This is a genomic window from Bradyrhizobium guangzhouense, assembly GCF_004114955.1.
Classification (GTDB): domain Bacteria; phylum Pseudomonadota; class Alphaproteobacteria; order Rhizobiales; family Xanthobacteraceae; genus Bradyrhizobium; species Bradyrhizobium guangzhouense.
In genome coordinates this window covers 671,135-695,237 of sequence record NZ_CP030053.1, presented here as the reverse complement: position 1 = coordinate 695,237, position 24,103 = coordinate 671,135, and the positions used below count along the sequence as shown (strand labels likewise).

Sequence of the window (24,103 nt, the reverse complement as noted above, 5' to 3'; positions counted from 1 at the left end):
TCGCGAGTGCCGGCCTAACATGGCCGCTGGAACCCTGAACGAGACCCTCGTCGAGTGAAGCCGTGACCGCCCCTCCATTCCCCTCGCAACCGGCCTCTCCGTCGCGGTCAAATGTCGCGATAGTGCCGAATCTCCAAGCGGTTGACGCCCCCTCTCGCCGGTTTGATAATGCACTTTGCGTAAGTTAAGGTCGCCGCGGCGCAAGCTGGAACGGCGCCTTTTTGGCTGGACCGCGCTGATTATGAAAACTCGCTTCCTTTTTCTTCTGCCTTTGCTTGTCTTGTTCGTTCCGACCGCTCCGTCGCATGCGGCCGGCGATCGCTTCGCGCTGGTGATCGGCAATGCCAAATATCCCGATGCCGACAGTCCGCTGAAGGAGCCGATCAACGACGCCCGTGATGTCGCCGACGAACTCAAGCGCGATGGCTTTACGGTCGAGGTCGGCGAGAACTTGACCGGCGATGCGATGCGGCGCGCGTTCGACAAGCTCTATGGCAAGATCAAGCCGGGCTCGGTGGCGCTGTTGTTCTATAGCGGGTTCGGTATCCAGTCGGCGCGCCAGAGCTACATGATCCCGGTCGATGCGCAGATCTGGACCGAGTCCGACGTGCGCCGCGACGGGTTCAGCATCGAGGCTATCCTGGGCGAGCTCAACACCCGCGGCGCCGGCGTCAAGATCGCGCTGATCGACGCCTCCCGGCGCAATCCGTTCGAGCGCCGATTCCGCAGCTTTTCGGCGGGCCTGACGCCTGTCATCGCGCCGAACGGCACGCTCGTGATGTATTCGGCCGCACTGGCGTCTGTCGTGTCGGATGCCGGCGGCGACCACAGCCTGTTCGTCCAGGAGCTGCTCAAGGAAATCCGCGTCCCCGACCTGATGGCGGAGGAAACGCTGAACCGCACCAAGATGGGCGTCACCCGCGCCTCCCGCGGCGAGCAGGTGCCGTGGATCTCGTCCTCGCTTGCGGAGGATTTCTCGTTCATTCCGGGCGCGAGCGGCTCGCGCCCGACGGCAACGACACCGCCGCCGGCCCCCCCCGCACCGCCGCCGGCTCCTGTCGCCAACAACCCGCCTCCGGCTCCGCCCGCGCCACCTGCTCCGCCGCCCGCACCGGTGGCTTCGAACAATCCGCCGGCGCCGCCCGCACCTCCGTCACCGCCGCCGTCGCCGAAGCCGCAGGTCGAGGCCGCGCTGCCTCCGCCGCCCCCGCCGGTCAAACCGGTCGACACCGCCCCGGCGCCGAACGCCGATGGCGGGCCAAGCGCGGCCGCGCTGGCTGAGGATCCCACCATCAAGGGCTTGACGGCCAAGATCGCCGCCAATCCTGACGACGTGAACGCGCTGTACCGGCGCGGCCAGGTCTATGCCAGCAAGGGCGCCTACACCCTCGCCATCAAGGATTTCGACGACACGCTGCGGATCAATTCGAAGGACGTCGAGGCCCTGAACAATCGCTGCTGGACCCGGACCGTGGTCGGCGACCTCCAGGGCGCGCTGAAGGATTGCAACGAGGCGCTGCGGCTGCGGCCGAATTTCGTCGATGCGCTGGATAGCCGCGGGCTGGTGAACCTCAAATCCGGAGCGGTGAAGAACGCCATCGCCGATTTCGACGCCGCCTTGAGGATCAACCCGCGCCTGACTTCCTCGCTCTACGGCCGCGGCGTGGCCAAGCAGCGCAACGGCTCGGCCCAGGAAGGCTCGCTCGACATCGCCAATGCCAAGGCGATGGATCCGAACATCGTGCAGGAATTCGCAAGTTACGGAGTGCGTTGATATTTTTTTGATTTCAGGCCGACGGCGCCTCGAACCCGGGGCGCCCGGCCAAAGACTAACTGCAAGACTGACTGAATAGATGCCGGAGGCCCTGCCATGGGGCTATTGCCAGAATTTTGGAACCGCGCGGGCTCGCCCAGGAGGGACTGACCATGAGATTGGCTGCAAAGGGACTGACCGCATTGCTCTCCATCGTCGCCGTCGGCGCCGCCCTGTCGCTGACACTCCCGCCCGCCTTTGCCGGCGATGACGGCAACAGCAAGAACGTCACCGAGGACGAGATCGTCCGCGCCCTGGCGCCGCCGCCGAAAAAGCCCCTGACCCGCGGCCTTTCGATCGGCCCGCAGGCGGATCCGGTGCCGAACGCGGCGGAAACCAAGTTGATCCAATCCGTCCGCGGCCGCGCCACCCGCTCGCTCTCCACGACCGAGCGCGAGGAGATCGCGACCGCCGCCAAGGACAAGCCGAATATCGATCTCGAAATCACCTTCGACTACAACTCGGCCGATATCAGCGCCAAGTCGCTGCCGTCGGTGCAGGCGCTCGGCCGCGCGCTGACCAGCCCCGATCTGAAGGGTTCGACCTTCGTGGTCGCCGGCCACACCGACGCCGCTGGCGGCGAGAGCTACAATCAGGACCTTTCGGAACGCCGCGCGGATTCGATCAAGCGCTATCTCGTCGAGAAGTACAGCATCGCCGCGGCCGACCTCGTCACCGTCGGCTATGGCAAGAGCAAGCTGAAGGATCCGAGCCAGCCGATGGCCGAGGTGAACCGCCGCGTGCAGGTCGTCAACATGGAAAACAAGACCACCGCATCGAAGTGACCCCGACGTGAATCCGTTGAAGTGACAAGTCCTGATGTGGTGTAGACTATTGGTCCCAGCGCGCGTCCCGCAGCCCTGCGGGACGCCGCTTCGTTTCAGGGATTCGTTCCAGATAACCCCGAGCCTGGCCAGGATGATCCGGCGATGAACATCTCCGAATATCTCAAGCCTGCGGGAACCGTGGCGTTCATCCTCGTGCTCGGCGTCGGCTATTACTGGTTCGAGCATCGGCACCGCCCTGAAGCCAAGGAAACGCCGGGCGAGGCGCTCGTCATCGTGACGAAGTCGACCAATGCCTGCTTCTCCGACCTCGTGCGGGTGACCGGCTTCTTCGTGCCGCGGCGCGAGGCCGTGGTCATGGCCGACCAGGAAGGATCGAAGGTCACCGACGTCTTCGTCACCGAGGGTACCGTCGTCACCGACAATCAGGAGCTGGCGCGGCTGACGGCGCCGCCGCAGATCCCCGGTCAGCCGCAACGGCCGGGATCTCAGGGTCCGATCTCGCTGAAGGCACCCGCGCCGGGTCTGATCACGGAAGTGCGCACCATCGTCGGCGCTCCGGCCTCACCGCAGGCGGGACCGATGTTCCGCATCGCCGTCAACAACGAGATCGAGCTGGATGCGCAGGTCCCTGCCGTGCACATGCCCAAGCTCAGCCCCGGCGCGACGGTGCGGATCAGCCGGGACGACGCCGCCGATCTGATCGGCCGGGTCCGCCTGGTCTCGCCCGAGATCGACCGCGCCACGCAGCTCGGACGCGTCCGCATCAGCGTGACCAACAATCCCTCCCTGAAGGTCGGCGTGTTTGCCCGCGCCTCCATCGACGCCAAGCGAAGCTGCGGTGTTGCGGTTCCCAAGACCGCGATCGACCATCTCACCGTGCAGGTGGTCAAAGGCAATGTCGTCGAAACGCGAAGGGTGCGCGTCGGGCTGACGTCCGACAGCCAGACGGAAATCCTCGAAGGGGTCGAGGTCGGCGAGATCGTCGTCGCCGACGCCGGCTCCTCGCTGCATGACGGCGACCAGATCAAGACCATGTTCGCCGATGAACTCGATCGCACGCGGGTACGCTAATGGCTCTCAATATCTCGGCATGGTCGATCCGCAATCCGCTGCCGTCGGTGGTCTTCTCGATCATCCTGTTGATCCTCGGCTGGACCTCCTTCACCAAGCTCGCCATCACAAGGCTGCCGTCGGCCGACATTCCTGTGATCTCGGTCGCCGTCTCGCAATTCGGCGCCGCACCTGCGGAGCTCGAATCCCAGGTCACCAAGACGGTTGAAGACGCCGTTTCCGGCGTCGAGGGTGTCAGGCACATCACCTCCTCGATCACCGACGGCGTGTCGGTCACCACCATCCAGTTCGCGCTGGAGACCAACACCGATCGCGCACTCAACGACGTCAAGGACGCGGTGACGCGCGTGCGCTCGAACCTGCCGCAGAACGTCACCGAGCCGCTGATCCAGCGCGTCGACGTGATCGGCCTGCCGATCGTGACCTACGCCGCCATCTCGCCCGGCAAGACGCCGGAGCAGCTTTCCTATTTCGTCGACGACGTGGTCAAGCGCGCGCTGCAAGGCGTGCGCGGCGTCGCCCAGGTCGAGCGCATCGGTGGTGTCGAGCGCGAGATCCTGGTCTCGCTCGATCCCGATCGCCTGCAGGCGATGGGCCTGACGGCCGTCAATGTCAGCCAGAGCCTGCGCGGCACCAATGTCGACGTCGCCGGCGGCCGCGCCGAGATCGGCAAGAACGACCAGGCGATCCGGACGCTCGCCGGCGCCAAGACGCTCAGCGACCTCGCCGGCACCATGGTCCCGCTGTTCGGCGGCGGCGAGGTCCGTCTCGACGACCTCGGCACCGTGACCGACACCATCGCGGATCGCCGCACCTTCGCCCGCTTCAACGGCGAGCCGGTGGTCGCGCTCGGCATCAAGCGCTCCAAGGGCGCCAGCGACGTCAAGGTCGCCGAGGCCGTGCAGAAGCGCATCGATGCGCTCAAGGCCGCCTATCCCGACGTCGACCTCAAGCTGATCGACACCTCGGTCGAATACACCAACGGCAATTACGAAGCGGCGATCTCGACCCTGTTCGAGGGCGCCATCCTCGCCGTCGTCATCGTGCTGCTGTTCCTGCGCGATTTACGTGCCACCATCATTGCGGCGGTCTCGCTGCCGCTGTCGATCTTCCCGGCGTTCTGGGCGATGGACATCCTCGGCTTCTCGCTCAACCTCGTCAGCTTCCTCGCCATCACGCTGTCGACGGGTATCCTGGTCGACGACGCAATCGTCGAGATCGAGAACATCGTACGGCACATGAACATGGGCAAATCGCCCTATCGTGCCGCGCTGGAAGCCGCCGACGAGATCGGCCTCGCCGTGATCGCGATCTCGCTGACCATCATCGCGATCTTCGCGCCCGCGAGCTTCATGTCCGGTATCGCCGGGCAGTTCTTCAAGCAGTTCGGCATCACCGTCTCGGTGCAGGTGTTCTTCTCGCTGCTCGCGGCACGCTTCGTCACGCCGATGCTGGCCGCCTACTTCCTCAAGCATCATGCGCATGAAGAGCCGCCGCCGGGCCGCATCCTGCGGACCTATCACAGCCTGGTCTCGTGGTCGGTGAAGCATTATTTCATCACCGTGCTGATCGGCTTCGGCATCTTCGCGGCCTCGATCTGGAGCATCACGCTGCTGCCGCAGGGCTTCCTGCCGGCGCAGGACAGCGCCCGCTCGCTGCTGGCCCTGGAGCTGCCTCCGGGCACGCAGCTCGCCTATACCGAAAAGGTCACCGAGGACATCGTCGCGCGCCTGCGCCAGCGGCCCGAGGTGAAGAGCATCTTCGTCGACGGCGGTCGCGTTCCACCGGGCACGCAGGAGGTCCGGCGCGCCTCGCTGATCATCAATTACACGCCCAAGAACGACCGCAAGATCACCCAGCGCGAGCTCGAATTCTCGATCAGCCAGGAGCTGGAGAACGTTCCTGACATCCGCTTCTGGTTCCTGGACGAGAACGGCCTGCGCGCGATCTCGCTGGTCGTGACCGGGGTCGACCCCAACATCGTCAACAACGTCGCCAGCGAGCTCGCGACGCAGATGAAACGAATTCCGACCATCTCCGACGTCATCTCCGAAACTTCGCTGGAACGTCCCGAGCTCCGCATCGAGCCGCGTGCCGATCTCGCCGCGCGGCTCGGCGTCTCGACCGAAAGCCTGTCGCAGACCATCCGTGTCGCGACCATCGGCGACGTCGGTCCTGCTCTCGCCAAGTTCGACGTCGGCGACCGCCTGGTGCCGATCCGGGTGCAGCTCGAGGATGCCGCCCGCGGCAATCTCAAGACGCTCGAGCAGCTGCGCGTGCCGCTCGGCGAGCACGGCGAGAAGGGCGGCGTGCCGCTCGCCGTCATCGCCGATGTCAAGCTCGACCAGGGCCCGACCAGCATCAACCGTTACGATCGCGAGCGGCAGGCCACCGTCGCCGCCGATCTCGTCGGCTCCGCGGCGCTCGGCGATGCCACCAAGAAGATCTACGAACTGCCCGTCATGAAGAGCCTGCCGAAGGGCGTGAAGGTCTCCCCCTCGGGCGACGCCGAAAGCCTCAACGAGCTCTCCGACGGCTTTGCCACGGCGATCACGGCCGGTCTGATGATGGTCTATGCGGTGCTGGTGCTGCTGTTCGGCACGTTCCTGCAGCCGATCACCATCCTGTTCTCGCTGCCGCTCTCGATCGGTGGCGCGATCGCAGCGCTGCTCGTCACCGGCAAGCAGCTCACGACGCCGGTCTGGATCGGCATCCTGATGCTGATGGGTATCGTCACCAAGAACGCGATCATGCTGGTGGAATTCGCCATCGAATCCATTCACGCCGGCAAGCCGCGCGACGAGGCGATGATCGACGCCGGCATGAAGCGCGCCCGCCCGATCGTGATGACCACGATCGCGATGGCGGCCGGCATGATGCCGAGCGCGCTCGCGGTCGGCGCCGGCGGCGAGTTCCGCTCGCCGATGGCGCTCGCGGTGATCGGCGGCCTGATCTTCTCGACCATCCTGTCGCTGGTGTTCGTGCCCGCGATGTTCATGGTGATGGACGATATCGGCGCGCTGATCTGGCGGTTCGGCAAGCGGCTGATCGTGCACAGCGCGGACGCGGAGACGGGCGACCATCACGATGCCGCCGAGGCGGAAGCGCCGCCGATGCCGAAGAGCGTTGTGCATCCGGCCGCGGAGTAGCCGCGACTCCAGCGAGGAGCGGCGTCGCTCCGACCCTACTCGTTCCGCGCGATCGCCGTCAGCTTGGTCATGTTCCGCAGCAGGATGCGCCCGCGCTGGAGATCCAGGATCGCTTCCTTGCGCCAGGCCTGAAGCTGGCGGTTGACGCTCTCGCGGGCGGCACCGACGAAGACGCCGAGCTGCTCCTGCGAGATGTGCACCTCGGAGCCGAAATCGGCGGCCAGCGCGCAGAGCCGGCGCGCCAGCCGCACCGGCAACGGCTGCAGCATCGATTCTTCCATGCGCTCGCTCTGCCAGCGGATCCGCTGGCACAAGAGGGCGATGATCTTGATCGCGACCTTCGGCTCGCGCTCGAGGAAGGCAAGGAAATCCTCGCGCCGCAGCACGAACAGTTCGCTTGTCTCGCCCGCGGTCGCATCCGCAGTGCGGCTCTGGCCGTCCAGCACCGCGACCTCGCCGAACAGATCGCCCGGGCCCATGAAATTCAAGGTCAACCGGCTGCCGTCGGAAGCACCGGTTTCGATGCGGACCTGGCCGCGGCGCACGCCGAACAATGCGTCGCCCGGGTCGCCCTTCTGGAACAGCACCTCACCATTCGCCAGGTGCTGGGTATGGCAGAGGTTGGACAAACGCTGCAGTTCGTCCGCGCCGAGATCGGCGAACATGGCATTCATTTTCAGAATGACCGCAAATTCGGCCTGCTTGCTCATTTCAACGTCCTTGTGAATTTACTCGTCAATGTCCGGGGCAAATCGCTTGGAAGCATGAACGTCAGAATCGCGTAAAACCGCGCCGGAGAAGTGTGTCATAAGTCACATAACTTTGCAGCACCCCGCGATTATTTTTAGTCGCTTGGAGCGGCTTCCCGTCCCGGGATAAACTCAGGCGCAAAGGACGGGTCATCCGCCTGATGCGACGCCGCCCGTCCGTCGTTGGAAAGTCGACATGAGAGCAGTGAAATTCGCCGGCGCGGCGGTGGCCGCGATCATCATCGTGATCGTTCTCCTGCTGGTGATCGGGGTTCCCTCGGGCTTTTTGACCGCGACGATCGCCTCGCGGGTCGAGCAGGCGACCGGATACCGCCTGTCGATCGACGGAACCACGAAGATCAGCCTGTGGCCGACGCTGAACGTCACGCTGAACGACCTCACGCTTGCCGATCCGAAAGACCGCAGCGGCGTGACACGCGTGACGATCGACACCGTGCAGGCCGACATGTCGCTGGCAAGCGTGTGGTCGGGTCATCCTGAGATCAGCGAGATCAGCGTCAGCCACCCGGTGCTGTACCAGCCGCTGCTGCGCGAGCGCCTGCCCAATGCGGACGCGTCGCCAAAACCGCTCGCGCTCGACATGGGCGGCGCGACCATCGACCGCGTCAAGATCACCAATGGCGAAGTCGCATTCTCGCGCGCACGCGATCGCGTCGAAGGGCGCATCAGCGCGATCAATGCGGACGTCGTCGCCGGCCGGGACCGCAAGGTCAATATCGCCGGCACCGCGCGCGTTGGCGAACATCCGACCAAGTTCGACATCAAGGCGGTCGCCCCGGCGCCGCCGATCGAGCGGCAGACCGTCCCGGTGGATTTCGCCGTCGACATGCCCGACGTGCTGAAGTCGCAGCTCGCCGGCCATGCGGAGCTACGACTGAGCGGCGCAGTGGTCATGATCAACGGCGTCAACGGCACGCTCGGCGATGGCGCCTTCAACGGCTGGGCCTCGGTCGATACCGCGAGCAAGCCGCTGGTGAAGCTCGATCTCGATTTCCAGCGGCTCGCGATTCCGCTGGCGAAATCGCCTGACGGCGCGGCCGGACAGCCCTGGAGCGATGCGCCGATCGACGTATCCGGCCTCAACTATGTCGATGCGCAGATCAGGATCTCGGCCAATGAAGCCGTCATCGGTGACGCCCGTCTTGCACCGCTGGCACTCGATGCAAAGCTCGCCGGCGGCATCCTGAAGGCCGGCACGGCCAATCTCGGCGCCTATGGCGGCCAGGTCTCGGGCGAAGTGATCCTCGATGCCACCAGCGGCGCGCCGAGCTTTGCGATGCATTCCGACCTCGTCGGCGTGCGCGCGCTGCCGCTGCTCCAGGGCCTTGCCGAATTCGACCGGATCGACGGCAAGCTGCAGGCCAAGCTCGCGCTGCGCAGCGCGGGCACCAGCCAGCGCGCGATGATGGCGAACATGCAAGGCACCGCCTTCGTCAATTTCCAGGACGGCGCCATCCGCGGCATCAATGTCGCGCAGATGATCCGCTCGCTGACCTCGGGCACGCTGACGGGCTGGCAAGACAACAGGCAAGACAACCAAAGCTCCGGCCAGGAGCAGAGCACGGATCTGTCGCAGCTCTCCGCCTCGTTCCGTATCGACAAGGGCCAGGCGGTGACGACCGATCTCAATCTGATCGGCCCCCTGGTGCGCGTCACCGGCGCCGGCACCATCGCGCTCGACACCAAGATGATGGGCTTCCGCGTCGAGCCGAAGCTGGTGATGACGACGGAAGGTCAGGGCCGCACCTCCGAACCGGTCGGTTTCGGCATTCCCGTGATGATCACGGGCCCGTGGTCGCAGCCGAAGATCTATCCCGACATGGCCGGTGTGCTCGACAATCCTGAAGCCGCCTATGCCAAGCTGCGCGAGATGGGCAAGGGCCTGTTCGGCCCCGACGGCGCCGGGCTCGGCAACATCCTGAACAGCTTTGGTCTCGGCGGCACTGTGCCGGGCGGCGGCAACGCGGCCGGCAATTCCAACCCGCAAACACAGCAGCCGGGGCAAGGACAGGGGCAGAACAATCTGCTCGGCGGTCAGCTGGGCGAGGCGATCGGCAATCTGATCCAGCAGGGGCTCTCGAGTGGCGCCGGAAACGGCACCGGCCGAAGCCGCAGCCTGCCAGGCAGCCCGAGCACACCGGCGCCACAGGCTTCGCCCGCCCCGCCGACCCAGGATCCGCCTCAGGCAGAGCAGGACAGCCAGCCGATGAACGACGTGATGCGGCAGTTGTTCAATCGGTGATTGGCGGCCGTCCCGGCGTTCCCCGATGGGTAACCACGCGGGACCGTTCCTCGCCCCTTGCCGGTCCAAACACCCAAATTGTGGTAGAAGGACCATGGGGCCCGTACGGCCCTTAGCGCCGGGGTCGGTCGCGGCGCGAGAGGATCCGGATGGCGGGAGCGAAAGACAAGACCTGGGTTCTGCGCGAGGGCCTGTTCGCCAAGTACGTCGTCTCCCTCGTCGGCCTCGTCGTGTTCGTGCTCGCGGTCAACGGCGCGATGGAGACCTGGATCTCCTATCGCGCCACCAGGACACAGCTGACGGACGGGCTCGAGGACAAGGCGCAGGCCGTCGCCCGTCGCATGGAACAGTCGATTTCCGAGCTCGAGCGCCAGATCAGCTGGGTCACGGCGGCCAGCCAGGACACGCTCGAGAAACGTCGCACCGGCTATGCCCAGCTGCTGCATCAGGTCGCGGTCGTCACCCAGCTTTACCAGCTCAACGGCGAGGGCCGCGAGGTGCTGCGCGTCTCGCGCCAGTCGACCACGACGGGCGGCAATGCCGACCTCTCCCGCGACATGCGCTTCACCGACACGGTGGCGCGCGGGGTGAGCTACTCGCCGGCCAGTTTCGCCGATGGCAGGCCGATGATGTCGATCTCGGTGGCGCATTCCGGTTTCAATGCCGGCGTCACCGTGGCCGAGGTCGATCTCGGCTTCCTCTCCGAGTACCTGTCGGACAACCAGGTCGGCAAGGCCGCCTTCGCCTACGTGGTCGATGCACACGGCCGCGTGCTGGCGACATCGTCGAAGGGACCGGAGGTCGGCACGGATCTGTCGAAACTGCCGCAGGTCGCAGCCGCGATCGCGCCCGGCCGCGAGAGCGATACATCAGGCACCGACTTCAACGGCCGTGCGGTGCTGACGGCCGCGAGCACCGTGCCGAAGCTCGGCTGGAGCGTGCTGTTCGAGCAGCCGACCACGCAGGCCTTGATGCCGATCCGCGACCAGCTCGTGCGCATCGCGCTGTTGATCGGCATGGGGCTCTTGGTCGCGATCCTCGCCGGCACGCTACTGGCGCGCCGCATGATCATTCCGATCACGGCGCTGCGCGACGGCGCCCACAAGCTCGGCGAGGGCGATTTCAGCCACCGCATCGATGTGCACACCTCCGACGAGCTGGAAGATCTCGCGGGCCAGTTCAACCGCATGGCCGGCCAGCTGCAGGAGACCTACACGGATCTCGAGACCAAGGTCGAGGCGCGCACCCGCGACCTCGCGCAGTCGATCAACGAGCTGAAGGTGCTGGAAGAGGTCGGGCGCGCGGTCTCGTCCTCGCTCGACCTCAACGCCGTGCTGCCGACGATCGCGGCGCGCGCGCTGGAAATCAGCCATGCCGATGCGGTGCTGATCTACGGCTATGAGGCCGAAGCCCGCCGCTTCAACCTGGTCGAGGCCGACGGCATCGACAAATCGGCCACCGGCGACCATGTCAGCATCGACGAAGGCGAGAACATCCTGAGCAATGCCGCCGCGAGTTGTGAGCCGATCGCGATTGCCGATCTCGCGCATGCTGCCGAGCAGCCGCTGCGCGACGTCGCGGTCGCCGCCGGCTTCCACTCCGTTCTGGTGGTACCGCTGGTCGACCAGCAAGGCACGCTCGGCGCGCTGGTGGTGCTGCGCCGTTCAAGCGGCGAATTCGAAGGCAGCCTCACCGGCCTGATGCGCACCTTCGCCAACCAGGCGGTGCTGGCGATGCGCAATGCGCGCCTCTTCACTGAAGTGGACCACAAGAGCCACGCGCTGGAGACCGCCAACGAGACCGTGCGCGCCCAGGCCGACAAGCTGCGCGAGCAGACCGAGCAGCTGAAGAACTGGAACAAGTCGCTGGAAGAGCGCGTCGCGACCCAGCTCGACGAGATCGAACGCATCCGCAAGCTCGAGCGTTTCCTGGCGCCTCAGGTGGCGCAGCTGATCGCGTCGTCCGACAGCCCGGAGGGGCTGCTGACCAGCCAGCGCCGCGAGGTGACCGTGGTGTTCTGCGACCTCCGCGGCTTCACCGCGTTCACGGAAGCGACCGAGCCGGAAGAGGCGATGAACGTGCTGCGCGAATATCACGCCGCGCTCGGCAAGCTGATCTTCAAGTACGAGGGCACGCTGGACAAATATGCCGGCGACGGCGTGATGATCCTGTTCAACGCGCCGATCCAGTTCGAGGACCACACCGCGCGCGCCGTGAAGATGGCGGTGGAGATGCGCGACACCATCGGCCCCTTGACCGAGCGCTGGCGCAACCGCGGGCATAGCCTGGGCTTCGGCATCGGCATCGCGCTCGGCTATGCCACGCTCGGCCAGGTCGGCTTCGAGCAGCGGCTGGAATACGCCGCGATCGGCAGCGTCACCAACCTCGCCTCCCGCCTGTGCGCCGAGGCCAAGCCCAACCAGATCGTGGTGAGCCGCCGCGTCTACGGCATGGTCGAGCAATGGGTCGAGGCGCGCGCGCTCGATGATCTCCAGCTCAAGGGGTTCAATCATCCCGTGCTGGCGATGGAGATTTTGTCGTGGCGCGAGGAGGTGGCGAATGTGGTGGATGCGTCGGCGGCGCGAAGGAGGATGTGAGTCCATCTTCAATCCGCGAGGGGAGCAAACTCTCTCCCCGAGTCGTCCCGGCGAAAGCCAGGACCCATACCGCGGAATCTATCGCAAGCGGGCAGTCTTAGTCCCGAACGACCAACCTTCGCCAAACTACCCCCTGGGGTAATGGGTCCTGGCTTTCGCCAGGACGACGGCGAGGGTCGTCGCATCATTCCCACATCTCTTTCACGAGCCACATCGCTGCTCACCGTGACTAACCCAGGCCTCAACGACGAGGCGGAGTTCGGATGGGAGATGGCCTGTGGTGTTTGCCTTGCCTTCGCGCGCGCCCATGTGTCATGCCCCGGCTCGACCGGGGCATCCAGTACGCCGGGGCTTCTCGATTCAATCACTGCTGTCTCGGAGTCCTGGATCGCCCGGTCAAGGCCGGGCGATGACAGCGGAGTGTGTGGTCAACAACGAGGCTCTCACGCAGCCCGCCCCGCTCACATCCCCCGCTTCGGCCCCATCGACTCGAACCCCGCCTTCTGCTCGTCGCTGAGATCGAATTCGAAATCGTCGAGGGCGTCGGCGACGCCTCCCACCGCCTGCTGCATCGTCTGCAGCCGCAGCTTCACGGCGGCGAGGCGGGCCTCTGGTGTTGCTTCGGCCTTCATCGGGCAGGCGCTCAGCGTCTGCATGGTGCGCAGCGTGGTGTCCTGGAGCACGTCGAGCCGGGCGCTGCCGGTGTCGTCGAGCTTCAAGGTGGACACGATGTCGGCGGCGGGCCATTGCTGCTGCACGAGCTGCTGGTACTGGCGCTGGGCCTGCACGTCATAGCGGGGATCGTAATTGGGATCGCAGGCTTTGGATGCCTGCGGCGCCTGGGCCGCCTGCGCATCCCGGTGCTGGCTTGATGCAAGCGCAGCACGGCGTTCGTCGGCGAGCGATTCGAGCTTTGCCTTCTGGCCGTCGTCGAGGAGGCCAACGAATTTATTCAGGGGCGCTGCCAGCGCGTCCGTGGCCTTGATCATCGCATCCAGCCGGGCCTGCATCACGCCGAGGCGTTCGGCCGCGGTGATCGGTGGCTGCGCCGGGCAGGCGGCGCGGATGGTGTCGCGCGCTGCAGTCCAGGCGGCTGCGAGATCGTCGAGCGCTGTGCGCTGCATCTCGTTCGGCTGTACGGCGCTCGCGATGCGCTCGACAGGCAGGCCGCCGGTGTCGCTGCTGTCGCAGACGGCCTCGACGGTCGGGACTCGTCGCGCGCGGCGGCCTCGCGGCACGGTGTAGGCCGCGAGCTCCGGCGCCGCATAGGGTGCGAAGATCGCGGCATAGATATCGCCATAGCCATAGAGCGAGAGGCTGGTCGTATCGCCAAAGATGATTGCCGTGGTGAGATCGTCATGCGCGAACGGCCAGAACACCGGGCCGATCCAGCCATAGCTGCCATCAGGATGACGCCACCAACCCTGTGGACGGCGGCCGCCGTGCCAGCCCGACAGCGCAGCCTGCGCCGTGATGGCCGCGCGCATCACGTAAGGATTTGCAGCCTGCCCGCGCTCGCCGCCCCTGGGATCCTGCGCGCTCATCGCAGCCGAGCGATAGCGGCTGCCGCGCACCGCCATGCGCGAATGGCGCAGCCGCGACAGGCCGATGACGTGGCCGACGGCGAAGCGGGCGATGCCGAGCGGACCGCCGCGCAATCCGAACTGCGCATTGGCCGTATCAGGCAACAGCACTGTCAGAAACGCGAAGACCGCGCCGGCCAGCGCCAGTCGCAAGCGCGATCTCGACATGACCATCGAGCTGACCACTGCGTTGACCTCCCAAGCACGCATCGCGTCTTAGGGAGAAGACGCGCCGGGGAACCAAATGTTCCGGGGCGAGACGGTCGAAGCGTCGCGGATGGAGATGCGGCGGCATCGGCACTTGGCTCCCTCTCCCGCTTGCGGGGGAAGGCTGGGGTGGGGGTGTCTCCGCAACGGGACAATCCCCAAGGGGAAAGAACCCTCACCCGCCACGCGCGGGACGATGCTTCGCATCGCCCGGGGCGTGTCGGCCTCTCCCGCAAGCGGGAGAGGCGAAGAACCGCCTCACTGCGCCTTTTGCGGCACCACGACGGTCTGGCCGGGATAGATCAGGTTCGGATTGCGGATCTTTTCGCGGTTGGCATTGAAGATCACCGCATAGCGGGCGCCGTCGCCGTAGGCGAGACGGCTCAAGGCCCAGAGGCTGTCGCCGCGGGAAATCACCCGGCTGCCTCCGGTCTCCGCCGTTACGGTGTTGAGCACGTCCGCCGGCGAGACCGCTGCGACAATCGCCGATGCGGCCGGCACCCTCGCCATCGACTTCGGTTTCGCCGTGCCCATCATGCGCGGCCGACCCGCCGACCGCTCCGGCGTCGAAGCCAGATGCGGCGCCGGCAGTGAGGCGACGACCTCCGGCTTGTCATCAGGTTTTGCCTGAGGTTTCGTGTCTTGCGGCTTTGCCTCGGGCTTCGCGGCCAGAGCGACACGCGCCGGCGGCGGTGCGGCCTCGGTGACCGTCACCGGCATGGTGCGGCTGGATTGCGTGACGGTGCCGTCGGGCGCGTGAGCGCGCAGCGCCAGCTCATAGCTGCCGGCGGGAAGCTTTGGCGGGGTCATCACGAACTGGCCGGACGCATCGGCCACCACGCTGTCGAGCGGCTGGCCGTCGCGCAGCAGCTCGACCTTGGCACCCGGTGCGGCCTGGCCCGCGATCACCGCGGCCTCGCCAAGATCGTCGACGCGGGCGACATCGAAGCGGGGGCCTGTGTCCGCAACCGAAGGCTGCGGCTTGGCCGGCGCGATCTCGGCCAGCGCGGCGACCTGCTTCTGGGTCTCCGCCAGCGCGCCGGCCTTCGCACCTTCCTTGGGCGCATCAGCTGTGACAGGCGCGGCGGAGGGCGCGGGAGCAACCGCGGCAAGCTTCGGCTCTTCGGCCTTCGGCTGCGGTTTGGATTCGAGCTTGGGTTCGACCTTCGGTTCGATCTTTGGCTCGATCTTGGGTTCGATCTTCGCCTCGGCCTTGGTTTCGGGCTTCGCTTCGGCCTTGGTTTCGGCCTTGGTTTCGGCCTTGGGCTGGATTTTCGCCTCAGGCTTGCCCTCGGGCTTTGCGACCGCGGATATTTCGGTCTTCGTGCCGCCGGGCAGCATGCGACGCAGCTCGGTCGGACCGATCACCAGCACGGTGCCGGCCACAGCAAGCAGACAGAACGCGATGAAGGCCTTGGATGCGGTAATCATCTGTCCTCAAACCTTGATCGAAAATCTCAGGGGTCGCAAATCAGCCGAGCGCAAATTGCGCCGTTTTGGCTGCGGCAGCAAGACTATCGAAGGGATGAACCGAGCTGGCCCGATCGGCGTCAAACCAGCGAGGTCGCCTCGAGCCCTTTTTCTTGAAGCCTGATGTCGGCCGCCATGTCCTGGGAATTTCACCATGACCGCATTTTGTCGCGCCGCGCCATGGCTGGCGCTTGCCCTGACGCTCGCCGCCGCTCCCGCAACTGCCGCCTCCAGCCCGCCGCCGGGGTTCGTTCTGACCGACGATGCCGACCTCGCCTTCACCTCGCCCGACGGTGCCACCAGGCTCGAGCAGTATGTGAAGGACGCCGGCGACTTTGACGTCAAATGGCAGGTCTGGGCCCGTCGCGGTGACCGGATGACCGAGCTGAAGCCGGAGCAGGGCTATGGCGCCGGCTTCCGCTTCACGGCAGACTCGCAATGGCTGGTGCGGATGCAGAAGACCGGTTCAGGCGAGCAGGACCTGTTTCTCTACCATGCCGAGAACGGCAGCTTCGTCAGTGCGACCAGGACAAAATCGCTCAGCGAGCTCGCCTGGGCCTATTTTTACGGTCGGCCGGAGACGAAGCGCTTCGCCAAGCTCGACTTCCACATCTCGGCCAATCTGTTGAAGGGGACGGAAGAGGCCTATCGCTGGCTCGGCGTCGACTGGCCCAACAACCGCTATCTCGTCATCAGCCTCGCCGGCCAATACGACAAGCATCCGAAGAACACCGTGATGAAGGGGCTGGGCGGCTGGCAATGCCGCTATGATCTCAAGACCGGGACATTCGACGTGCCCGCGATGTTCGCCAAGGAGAATGCGGACGCGCTGACATGGGAGGTGAAGCGGGAGTGACGGCAGCTCCAGAACGCACCAGTTTGGAGTTCCGCCAACCCTCTGATTTTGTTCCGATTCACACTTCACTAACCCTCAATGGTAACGGGGTCTTGTCGTTTTTGGCGCATCTTGCATCCTAGGGAGAGCTGGGATGGGCGCATCAATCCGATGGACCGCGCGACTGCGCGTGCTGCTTCGCCAATGGCGCGGCGCGCCGCTGACATGGCTGATCATCGGCGGCTTCGTGCTGATGGCGGCGATGGCCATCGGCACCGGGCTCACAGTTGACCGCTTCCGCCAGAACGCCATCGAGAGCGGCCGCGAAAGCCTGGAAAGCTCCGTCCGTCTGCTGGCCCGCCATTTCGACCGCGAATTCGCCGATTTCACGGTGCTCCAGAAGAGCATCATCGCGGAACTGGAAAGCCACGGCATCGATTCCCCCGATGTGTTCCGCAGCGAGATGGCGACGCTCGCGATGCATGAGGTGCTGCGCACCAAGGCGAGCGGCTGGTCCGACATTGCCGGCGCCAATGTGTTCGATGCGAGCGGCGCGCTGATCAACTCGTCGAAGCGCTGGCCGGTCGCCGATATTTCCGTCTCCGATCGCGGCTATTTCATCAGGCTCAAGAACGACCCGGCCCTGCAGGAAGAGATCGAGGTCGTGCCGGGGCGGTTCGGCAATGGTCCGGCGATCGTGTTCGCCCGGCGCGTGTCGGGACCCCATGGCGAGTTCCTCGGCGTGGTGTCGCGGGCGATCACGCCGGAGCAGCTCGAATCCTTCTTCGCCTCGACCGGCCTCGGCGAGGATTCCTCGATCGCGATGCACCACCAGAACGGCCAGCTGCTTGCGCGCGTTCCTCATGTCGACGCCATGATCGGGCAGAACTACCGCACCGGCTCGCCCGAGCAGAAGGCCGTGTTCGAGCGCAGCTTCGTCACGACGCAGCTCGAAAGCCCGATCGACGGCAAGGAGCGCATCGTCGCCTCGCGCATGCTGACCGGCGAGCCGCTGGTCGTGGTCGCCACCAGATCGCTGGACGCAACGCTCGCCACATGGCGCACGCAAACCAAGTTCTTCGTCACCGTGGCCGTGCTCTCGATCGGCCTGCTCGTGCTGACGCTGTTCCTGATCTTCCGCCAGGTCACCAACCGCGTCTCGCTCGAGAAGCAGCGGCTGGACACCGCCATGAACACGATGACGCAGGGCCTCTTGATGTTCGACCAGGACGAGCGGCTCATCGTCTGCAACCGCCGCTACATCGACATGTACGGGCTCTCGACCGCGGTGGTGAAGCCCGGCGTGGATTTCCGCGACGTGATCCAGCATCGTGCCGACACCGGCTCGTTCGAGGGCGACGTCGACGCCTATTGCGACAGGATCCTGAGCCAGGTCGGGCTGACGCAGAGCAGCATCGTCGAGACCACCGACGGCCGCCTGATCGAAATCAAGAACCATCCCGGCGCGGCCGGCGGCTGGCTCGCCACCCATGACGACGTCACCGAGCGCATCCGCGCCGACGAGCGCATCGCGCATATGGCGCATTACGATGCGCTCACCGACCTGCCCAACCGCGTGCTGATGCGCGGCCATCTGGAGCGCCGCGTCGCGGAGCTCAGCCACGGCAAGCCGTTTGCGATCCTCTATATCGACGTCGACGAGTTCAAGGGCGTCAACGATTCGCTGGGCCACGAGGTCGGCGACGAATTGTTGCGCCAGGTCGCGAGCCGCCTGCGCGCCTGCGTCAGCGGCAACGATCTGGTGGCGCGGCTCGGGGGCGACGAGTTCGCGATCGTCAAGGCCGGCACCAGCGACCAGGCCGAGCTGAGCTCGCTGGCCGAACGGATCCTGACGTCGCTGCGCCTGCCTGTCGATTGCAAGGGCCAGGAGATCACGACCGATGCCAGCATCGGCATCGCGGTCGCGCCCGACCACGGCGACATCATCGACGACCTGCTCAAGCGCGCGGATCTCGCAATGTATGCGGCGAAGTCGGAAGGGCGCGGCACCTTCCGCATCTTCGTGCCCGAATACGACGCCAAGGCGCGGCAGCGCCGCCAGCTCGAGCTCGACTTGCGCCAGGCGCTGGCCCGCCGCGAATTCGAGGTGCATTACCAGCCGCTGGTCGATCTCTCCGCCAATGTCGTGACGGGATGCGAGGCGCTGCTCCGCTGGCGCCATCCGGAGCGCGGCATGGTCTCGCCCGCGGACTTCATTCCGGTCGCCGAGGACACCGGCCTGATCGGCGAGATCGGGGAATGGGTCTTGAGACAGGCCTGCACGGAAGCAGCCTCATGGCCAGGCGACATCCACATTGCGGTCAACGTCTCCCCGGTGCAATTCCGCTCCAAGACGCTGGCGCTGAAGGTTGCGGCTGCGCTCGCCGAGTCGGGCCTCGCGCCTGAAAGGCTCGAGCTCGAGATCACCGAGACCGTGCTGATCCGTGACGACGAGGAGGCGCTGACCATCCTGCAGCAGCTGCGCGAGCTCGGCGTGCGCATCGCGCTCGACGATTTCGGCACCGGCTATTCGTCGCTAAGCTATCTGCACCGCTTCCCGTTCGACAAGATCAAGATCGACCGCAGCTTCATCAGCGACATCGGCCAGTCCGAGGACTCCTCGCCGATCGTGCAGGCCGTGGTGCACATGGCCGCCGCCCGCCACATGGCGACGACAGCCGAAGGCGTCGAGACCGAGGCCCAGCGCGAGGTGCTGCGGCAGCTCGGCTGCAGCCAGATGCAGGGCTGGCTGTTCAGCCCGGCGGTGCCGGCCGCGAAGCTGAAGCAGCTGCTGTCGAAGCAGGCGGCTGCGGCTTAAACGTACCTCGCCTGGACCGTCATGGGGGCTCATTCAATAACGTCGTCGGCGAGATGCAGCAAAGCGTCAGGTATCGTGACGCCGAGCGCTTTGGCCGTTTTCAGATTCAACACCAGCTCGAATTTCGTCGGTTGCTCGACAGGCAGATCCGCCGGCCGCGCTCCCCTCAGAATTCTGCCGACATATCCTGCGGCCTTTCGCACCAGATCGCGTTGATCGGTCCCGTATGAGGCGAAGAAGCCGGCATCTGCCGTTTCATGAGACCAGCCGAAGACGGGCAGACGGCGTTCGACGCACTGCCTTGCGATCGCTGCGCGATTCCGGAACATGAATCCATCGCCCGCGACTGCGACGGCCTGAACTCCCTTGCCGACGGCATCGGAGAAGGTTGGCTTGAACTCGTCCGGAAGCCGGACCGGCATCTGGGTGAGATCGAGCTGCAACGTTTGCGCCGCGGAGATCGCTTGCGCCAGATAGCGCGATGACAAGTGATCATCGGGATTGAAAAGCATCCCGACATGCTTCAGATCGGGAAGCGCCCTGCGCAGGACCTCCAGACGCTTTCCCATGAGATCGCCCGAATAGTTCGAAAAGCCCGTCGCGTTGCGGCCTGGGGCCGCGAGGCTGTCGACCAACTTCATCGCGACGGGGTCGGCCACAATCGTGAAAACGATCGGAATGGTCTTGGTGGCTTCCGCCAGATAGGGTGTGCTGAGGCTGCCAACTCCAACCAGCACATCAGGCTGCAGTGCGATCAATTCGGCGGCAAAGCTTCTGAAGCGCTCGGGACTTTCGCTCGGGAAACGCTGTTCCAGCTTGATCGTGTCGCCGTCGATGTAACCCTCGTCGCGAAAGCCCTGCAGCAGAGCCGAGTAGTACGGCTCCTCTTCGCTCGGCGCTCCCGCGTGCCACAAGACTCCGACGGTCGGCGGCCTTCGCGCCTGCGCCGAGTTTGCGAGGGCTCCCCAGACCAGGCAGCTTGCAGAAAGGGCGACGAACTCCCGGCGTCTCATCCGCTCCCATCCCTCTCTTACGATGCGTGGCTCAACCGCACATCGATCTCCTGACGGAGCAGGCCGAAATCAATGGGCTTGGTCAACAGACCGGCCGCGCCGAGTTCAGCCGCTTTCCTTTTCGTCCCGTCGTCGCCATAGGCGGTGATCATGATGACAGGCACATTGGGCCGCGCCGTCTTCACCTGGGCCAGCATCTCCAATCCACTCATGCCGGGCATGTTGATGTCCGACAGAATCAGGATCAGCGACGGATCGGCGATGGCCTTGACCTGTTCGAGCGCCGCCAGCGCCGAATTGGCAAATTCCATCACGAACCGGCTGGCACGCAGATCGCGCCGGAAATGCTGACGAAACATGCTCTCGACGTCCGGCTCGTCGTCGACCACGAGAATGTAAGTGCTCACCTTGCTTCTCCGGGTAGCTTTTGCGCTGCGCTCTTGCGCCGCAGGGTGACGATGAACTCGGTGAATTCGCCCGGCTCCGTCTCGACCGCGATCGAGCCGCCGTGTTGCTTCACGATGATGTCGTGACTCATCGACAACCCCAATCCAGTGCCTTCGCCGGCGGGCTTGGTCGTGAAGAACGGATTGAAGATCTTCTCCCTGGCCTCGGGCGGAATGCCGGTGCCGTTGTCGCGGATACGGATTTCGACTTGATCACCGCGCGCGCGGGTGGTCGCCGTCACCAGAGGCTTGAAGTCCGCCGCTTCGCTCGGCGCCGCCTTGCGCTTGCTGACGGCGTAAAATCCGTTCGAAATCAGATTCAGCAGCACGCGCGTGATTTCCTGCGGGAACACCTCGACCAGGCCCGCGACGGGGTCGAAATCGCGCTGAAGTGTCACCTGGAACGCGGCGTTCTCCGCCCGCGCGCCGTGATAGGCGAGGTTCAGGCTCTCGTCGACCAGCGCGTTGATGTCGGCCGGGCGGTGATCGCCAGAACCTTCGCGCGAATGCAGCAGCATGTTCTTGACGATGGAGTCCGCGCGCTTGCCGTGTCGGACGACCTTGGCCAGATTGTCCTTCAAAAGCTCCGTCAGCTCGTCGATGTCCTTGCGAAGCTCCTCGGCCAGCTCCGCCTTCGCAAGAAGGTCCTTGAGCTCGTCGGTGAGATCGAGCGAAAGCGCCGAAAAATTATTGACGAAGTTGAGCGGGTTCTTGATCTCGTGCGCGATGCCTGCGGTGAGCTGGCCGAGCGACGCCAGCTTCTCGGTCTGGACCAGGCGGTCCTGCGCGGTGCGGAGGTCTTCAAGCGAGTGCTCGAGCTCGCGCGTCTTCGCCTGCACTTGCTCGAACAGGCGGACATTGCCGAGCGCGATCACTGCCTGGTCGGCAAAGGTTTTCAGCAGGGCGATCTGCTTGCCGCTGAACGGATGCACTTGGGTGCGACGCAGCACGATTGTTCCGATGCTCTCGCCCTTGCGCAACAGGGGCACGCTCAACATGGTGCGAACGCCGATACGACGAGCCGCGAGTTGTCCTGCCGGAACCTGCTCGCCCTGTTTGGATAAGACGTCGTGGATGTGCACGGACTCCCGATCCACGAAGGCGCGCCCCGCGGCCGAAGCCCGGTCTATGGGCCACTTTTCCACGTTGAACTCAAGTGGTCCATGATGGGCGCTGAAACGAAGATATTGCCCATCACTGAGATAGACGATCGCATCATCTGCTTCGCAGAGTTCGCAGGCGTTCTCGACAATCGCCTTCAGCACCGGTGCCACGTCGGTCGGCGACGAGGCGATGACGTTCAGGATGTTGGCGCTTCCGGTCTGGTAGGTCAGCGCCTCCGAGAGATCGCGTGTCTTGGCCTGGATCTCGTCGAGCAGCCGGGCGTTCTCGATGGCGATCACCGCCTGGTCGGCAAACGTCTGAACCAGATCGATCTGGCGATCCGTGAACGGTCCTGGAACCTGGCGCGTCAGCGTCATCACGCCCTCGACCTTGCCGTCGCGAAGCAGCGGCACGCTGAGCGCCGCGCGGATGCCGGCGAGCGGCGTCGCCGGAAGGTCCACTTCGGGATCGGCCAGCACGTCGGCAACAGCGGCGACCTTGCCGGTTGCGATCGCCCGGGCCGTCGCGGTGTTCCGACCTGCTCGCTGGGGATGATCTTCCAGCCACTTCAGCCATACGGGATTTGAATCGCCGCGGGACGAGGCGCGATAGCGGAAGACGTCACCGTCACGCAGGAAGATGGCGCCGTTCGAGGTGCCGCTCAACTCGACCGCGGAATGCGTCAGTGTCTCGAGCACCGTCTGAAGATCGAAGGCGGAGCGGCTGATGACCTTGAGCACGTCGGCGGTCGCAGTCTGCTGTTGCAGCGCCTCCGCCAGATCGCCCGCCTTGGACTGCACCTCGTCGAACAGGCGTACGTTCTCGATCGCGATCAGGGCCTGGTCGCGGAACGATTCGGCCAGTGCAATTTCATTTTCTCCAAACATGTTCGGGCGCGTTCCGGCGACCGAAAGCAGACCGATGCACTTGTTGTCGCGAAGCAGTGGCATGAACAGCGCGGTTTGAAGCCCCAGTCTGTCGCGGATCATACGTTCGTGGGGCGGCAGTTCGAGCAGCGACCAATCGGGCAGATGCACAGTCTCCTTCTGGACGATTGCCCGCGAGGGGAAGTTGGCTGCGGGGTCGATCTTGACGCGCGGCGTGTTGGCAAGCGGAAGCCGACCCTCCGCGCCCCACCAGGTCACGGTCCAGAAGCACTCGTCGTCGCAGCGTTGAATGAAGGCGCGGTGGCACCCGAGCAGCCGGATGGCCGTCTGGGCAATTACGTCGAAGACCGGTTGGGCATCCGTCGGGGACTGGCTGATGACGCGCAGGATATCGGAGGTCGCCGTCTGCCGGGCCAGCGCGTCCCTCTTTTCGTTGAACAGCCGCGCGTTCTCGATCGCGATCACGGCCTGGTCGGCCACGCTCTGCAGCAGCGCAAGCTCCTCGTCGGTGAAGGGCAGGAGCTGATCGCGAAAGACGATGAGCGCGCCGATCGCTCTGCCCTCGCGTCGCAGCGGCGTGCCGCACACGACGCGGGCGCCCCCGGCCCGGGCATGGGGCAGGCCCGGGAAGTCGGCCATCGAGGGATCGAGATGATCGAGGTCCGGAATGTGGATTTGCCTGTTCTCGGCAACCACGGTGCCGGGCAGATTTCGTCCGCCGACCTTAATGTTGGAGCGCGGATAGGCCGAGCCGATACGCTGCGCGATCGAGCCGACGCGATATTCCTGCGTGAACTCGCGACCTTCGGCGAGTTGCACCGACACGCTTGGTGCCGCGAACAGCCGTGCCATGGTCTCGGCAATCTGTTGCAAGGGACGCGCGACGTCGCCGCCGGCCTCGGCGATCGCGCGCAGGATCTCGGCGCTGGCCTGTTGCTGCAGCCGGGCGGCCTCCAGCAGAATTTTCAGCCGCGCATTTTCTGCCGCGACCGAGGTCTTCTGCTCGCGCGGCGCGGCCTTGGCGCGTGGCGCGGCCTTGGCGCGTGGCGCCGGCTCCCGGAGGCCGGGCTTTTTGACCCTGGATGTGGGTGGACGCGCCGAAGACTTCGAGCCCGATCGCCCTCGCTTCATCGCTGTCTCCGGCTCACGCGTTCAAACCGTCCGACAGCGTCTCCGGCAAGCGGCATCCGCAATGAATGAGTGACCCAATACTGCCGCACGGCAATGTCCGTAAGCAAAATGGCGGCGCCGCATCCGGCGCAGTCAAGAATGGCATTCAGCCTATCGTCCGCGGGACCGTTTGTGAACAG

Annotated in this window: 14 protein-coding genes; 8 read left to right on the top strand and 6 right to left on the bottom strand. The window is 65.4% G+C overall.

Annotated elements, in window-relative coordinates:
- Positions 1-241 precede the first annotated feature (241 nt).
- The 4 genes from XH91_RS03375 (at position 242) to XH91_RS03360 (ending at position 6,821) form a co-directional block, all read left to right on the top strand.
- The gene (locus XH91_RS03375; RefSeq protein WP_128949269.1) at positions 242-1,774 is read left to right on the top strand and encodes a caspase family protein; all 1,533 of its coding nucleotides are present in this window, start codon (positions 242-244) and stop codon (positions 1,772-1,774) included.
- Between the two features lie 152 nt (positions 1,775-1,926).
- Positions 1,927-2,598, top strand: a complete 672-nt coding sequence (locus XH91_RS03370) for an OmpA family protein (RefSeq protein WP_164934256.1) — start codon at positions 1,927-1,929, stop codon at positions 2,596-2,598.
- A gap of 144 nt (positions 2,599-2,742) precedes the next feature.
- Positions 2,743-3,672 (top strand): efflux RND transporter periplasmic adaptor subunit, encoded by a 930-nt coding sequence (locus XH91_RS03365; RefSeq protein WP_128949267.1) that lies wholly within the window; start codon positions 2,743-2,745, stop codon positions 3,670-3,672.
- Complete coding sequence (locus tag XH91_RS03360; RefSeq protein ID WP_128949266.1) at positions 3,672-6,821, top strand: efflux RND transporter permease subunit; 3,150 nt, start codon at positions 3,672-3,674, stop codon at positions 6,819-6,821. The genes XH91_RS03365 and XH91_RS03360 overlap by 1 nt, the downstream gene beginning before the upstream one ends.
- A gap of 35 nt (positions 6,822-6,856) precedes the next feature.
- On the opposite strand, the gene XH91_RS03355 is transcribed toward XH91_RS03360, so the two are convergent.
- The gene (locus XH91_RS03355) at positions 6,857-7,531 is read right to left on the bottom strand and encodes a Crp/Fnr family transcriptional regulator (RefSeq protein WP_128949265.1); all 675 of its coding nucleotides are present in this window, start codon (positions 7,529-7,531) and stop codon (positions 6,857-6,859) included.
- Between the two features lie 235 nt (positions 7,532-7,766).
- On the opposite strand from XH91_RS03355, the gene XH91_RS03350 reads away from it, so the two are divergent.
- Positions 7,767-9,833, top strand: coding sequence for an AsmA family protein (locus XH91_RS03350; RefSeq protein WP_128949264.1), 2,067 nt, complete (start codon positions 7,767-7,769; stop codon positions 9,831-9,833).
- A gap of 149 nt (positions 9,834-9,982) precedes the next feature.
- Positions 9,983-12,430 (top strand): adenylate/guanylate cyclase domain-containing protein, encoded by a 2,448-nt coding sequence (locus tag XH91_RS03345; RefSeq protein WP_128949263.1) that lies wholly within the window; start codon positions 9,983-9,985, stop codon positions 12,428-12,430.
- 461 nt (positions 12,431-12,891) lie between these two features.
- Here XH91_RS03345 and XH91_RS03335 read toward each other — a convergent pair whose 3' ends face one another.
- Both XH91_RS03335 and XH91_RS03330 read right to left on the bottom strand, forming a co-directional pair.
- Positions 12,892-14,181: a Spy/CpxP family protein refolding chaperone gene (locus tag XH91_RS03335; protein ID WP_128954706.1), complete on the bottom strand. Its 1,290-nt coding sequence runs from the start codon at positions 14,179-14,181 to the stop codon at positions 12,892-12,894.
- A gap of 297 nt (positions 14,182-14,478) precedes the next feature.
- Complete coding sequence (locus XH91_RS03330) at positions 14,479-15,651, bottom strand: LysM peptidoglycan-binding domain-containing protein (protein WP_128949262.1); 1,173 nt, start codon at positions 15,649-15,651, stop codon at positions 14,479-14,481.
- Between the two features lie 193 nt (positions 15,652-15,844).
- Between XH91_RS03330 and XH91_RS03325 the strand changes: the two genes are divergently transcribed.
- Positions 15,845-16,546, top strand: coding sequence for a hypothetical protein (locus XH91_RS03325; RefSeq protein WP_128949261.1), 702 nt, complete (start codon positions 15,845-15,847; stop codon positions 16,544-16,546).
- Between the two features lie 133 nt (positions 16,547-16,679).
- A complete protein-coding gene (locus tag XH91_RS03320; RefSeq protein WP_128949260.1) occupies positions 16,680-19,343 on the top strand; it encodes a bifunctional diguanylate cyclase/phosphodiesterase in 2,664 nt (887 codons plus the stop codon).
- Positions 19,344-19,372: 29 nt separating this feature from the next.
- Here XH91_RS03320 and XH91_RS03315 read toward each other — a convergent pair whose 3' ends face one another.
- The 3 genes from XH91_RS03315 to XH91_RS03305 are packed head-to-tail and all read right to left on the bottom strand — an operon-like array spanning position 19,373 to position 23,924.
- Complete coding sequence (locus XH91_RS03315) at positions 19,373-20,356, bottom strand: ABC transporter substrate-binding protein (RefSeq protein ID WP_128949259.1); 984 nt, start codon at positions 20,354-20,356, stop codon at positions 19,373-19,375.
- Positions 20,357-20,373: 17 nt separating this feature from the next.
- Positions 20,374-20,763 carry a response regulator gene (locus tag XH91_RS03310; protein ID WP_128949258.1) on the bottom strand — a complete coding sequence of 130 codons (390 nt, stop codon included), beginning with the start codon at positions 20,761-20,763 and terminating at the stop codon, positions 20,374-20,376.
- Complete coding sequence (locus tag XH91_RS03305; protein WP_128949257.1) at positions 20,760-23,924, bottom strand: GAF domain-containing protein; 3,165 nt, start codon at positions 23,922-23,924, stop codon at positions 20,760-20,762. Before XH91_RS03305 ends, XH91_RS03310 begins: the two co-directional genes overlap by 4 nt.
- Between the last annotated feature and the right edge of the window lie 179 nt (positions 23,925-24,103).

Excerpts from the sequence above, each read along its gene's own strand:
- XH91_RS03330 (WP_128949262.1), bottom strand. The coding sequence starts at position 15,651 with ATGATTACCGCATCCAAGGCCTTCATCGCGTTCTGTCTGCTTGCTGTG.
- XH91_RS03320 (WP_128949260.1), top strand. The coding sequence starts at position 16,680 with ATGGGCGCATCAATCCGATGGACCGCGCGACTGCGCGTGCTGCTTCGC.
- XH91_RS03370 (WP_164934256.1), top strand. The coding sequence starts at position 1,927 with ATGAGATTGGCTGCAAAGGGACTGACCGCATTGCTCTCCATCGTCGCC.
- XH91_RS03315 (WP_128949259.1), bottom strand. The coding sequence starts at position 20,356 with ATGAGACGCCGGGAGTTCGTCGCCCTTTCTGCAAGCTGCCTGGTCTGG.
- XH91_RS03335 (WP_128954706.1), bottom strand. The coding sequence starts at position 14,181 with ATGTCGAGATCGCGCTTGCGACTGGCGCTGGCCGGCGCGGTCTTCGCG.
- XH91_RS03345 (WP_128949263.1), top strand. The coding sequence starts at position 9,983 with ATGGCGGGAGCGAAAGACAAGACCTGGGTTCTGCGCGAGGGCCTGTTC.
- XH91_RS03305 (WP_128949257.1), bottom strand. The coding sequence starts at position 23,924 with ATGAAGCGAGGGCGATCGGGCTCGAAGTCTTCGGCGCGTCCACCCACA.
- XH91_RS03355 (WP_128949265.1), bottom strand. The coding sequence starts at position 7,531 with ATGAGCAAGCAGGCCGAATTTGCGGTCATTCTGAAAATGAATGCCATG.
- XH91_RS03365 (WP_128949267.1), top strand. The coding sequence starts at position 2,743 with ATGAACATCTCCGAATATCTCAAGCCTGCGGGAACCGTGGCGTTCATC.
- XH91_RS03360 (WP_128949266.1), top strand. The coding sequence starts at position 3,672 with ATGGCTCTCAATATCTCGGCATGGTCGATCCGCAATCCGCTGCCGTCG.
- XH91_RS03350 (WP_128949264.1), top strand. The coding sequence starts at position 7,767 with ATGAGAGCAGTGAAATTCGCCGGCGCGGCGGTGGCCGCGATCATCATC.
- XH91_RS03325 (WP_128949261.1), top strand. The coding sequence starts at position 15,845 with ATGACCGCATTTTGTCGCGCCGCGCCATGGCTGGCGCTTGCCCTGACG.
- XH91_RS03375 (WP_128949269.1), top strand. The coding sequence starts at position 242 with ATGAAAACTCGCTTCCTTTTTCTTCTGCCTTTGCTTGTCTTGTTCGTT.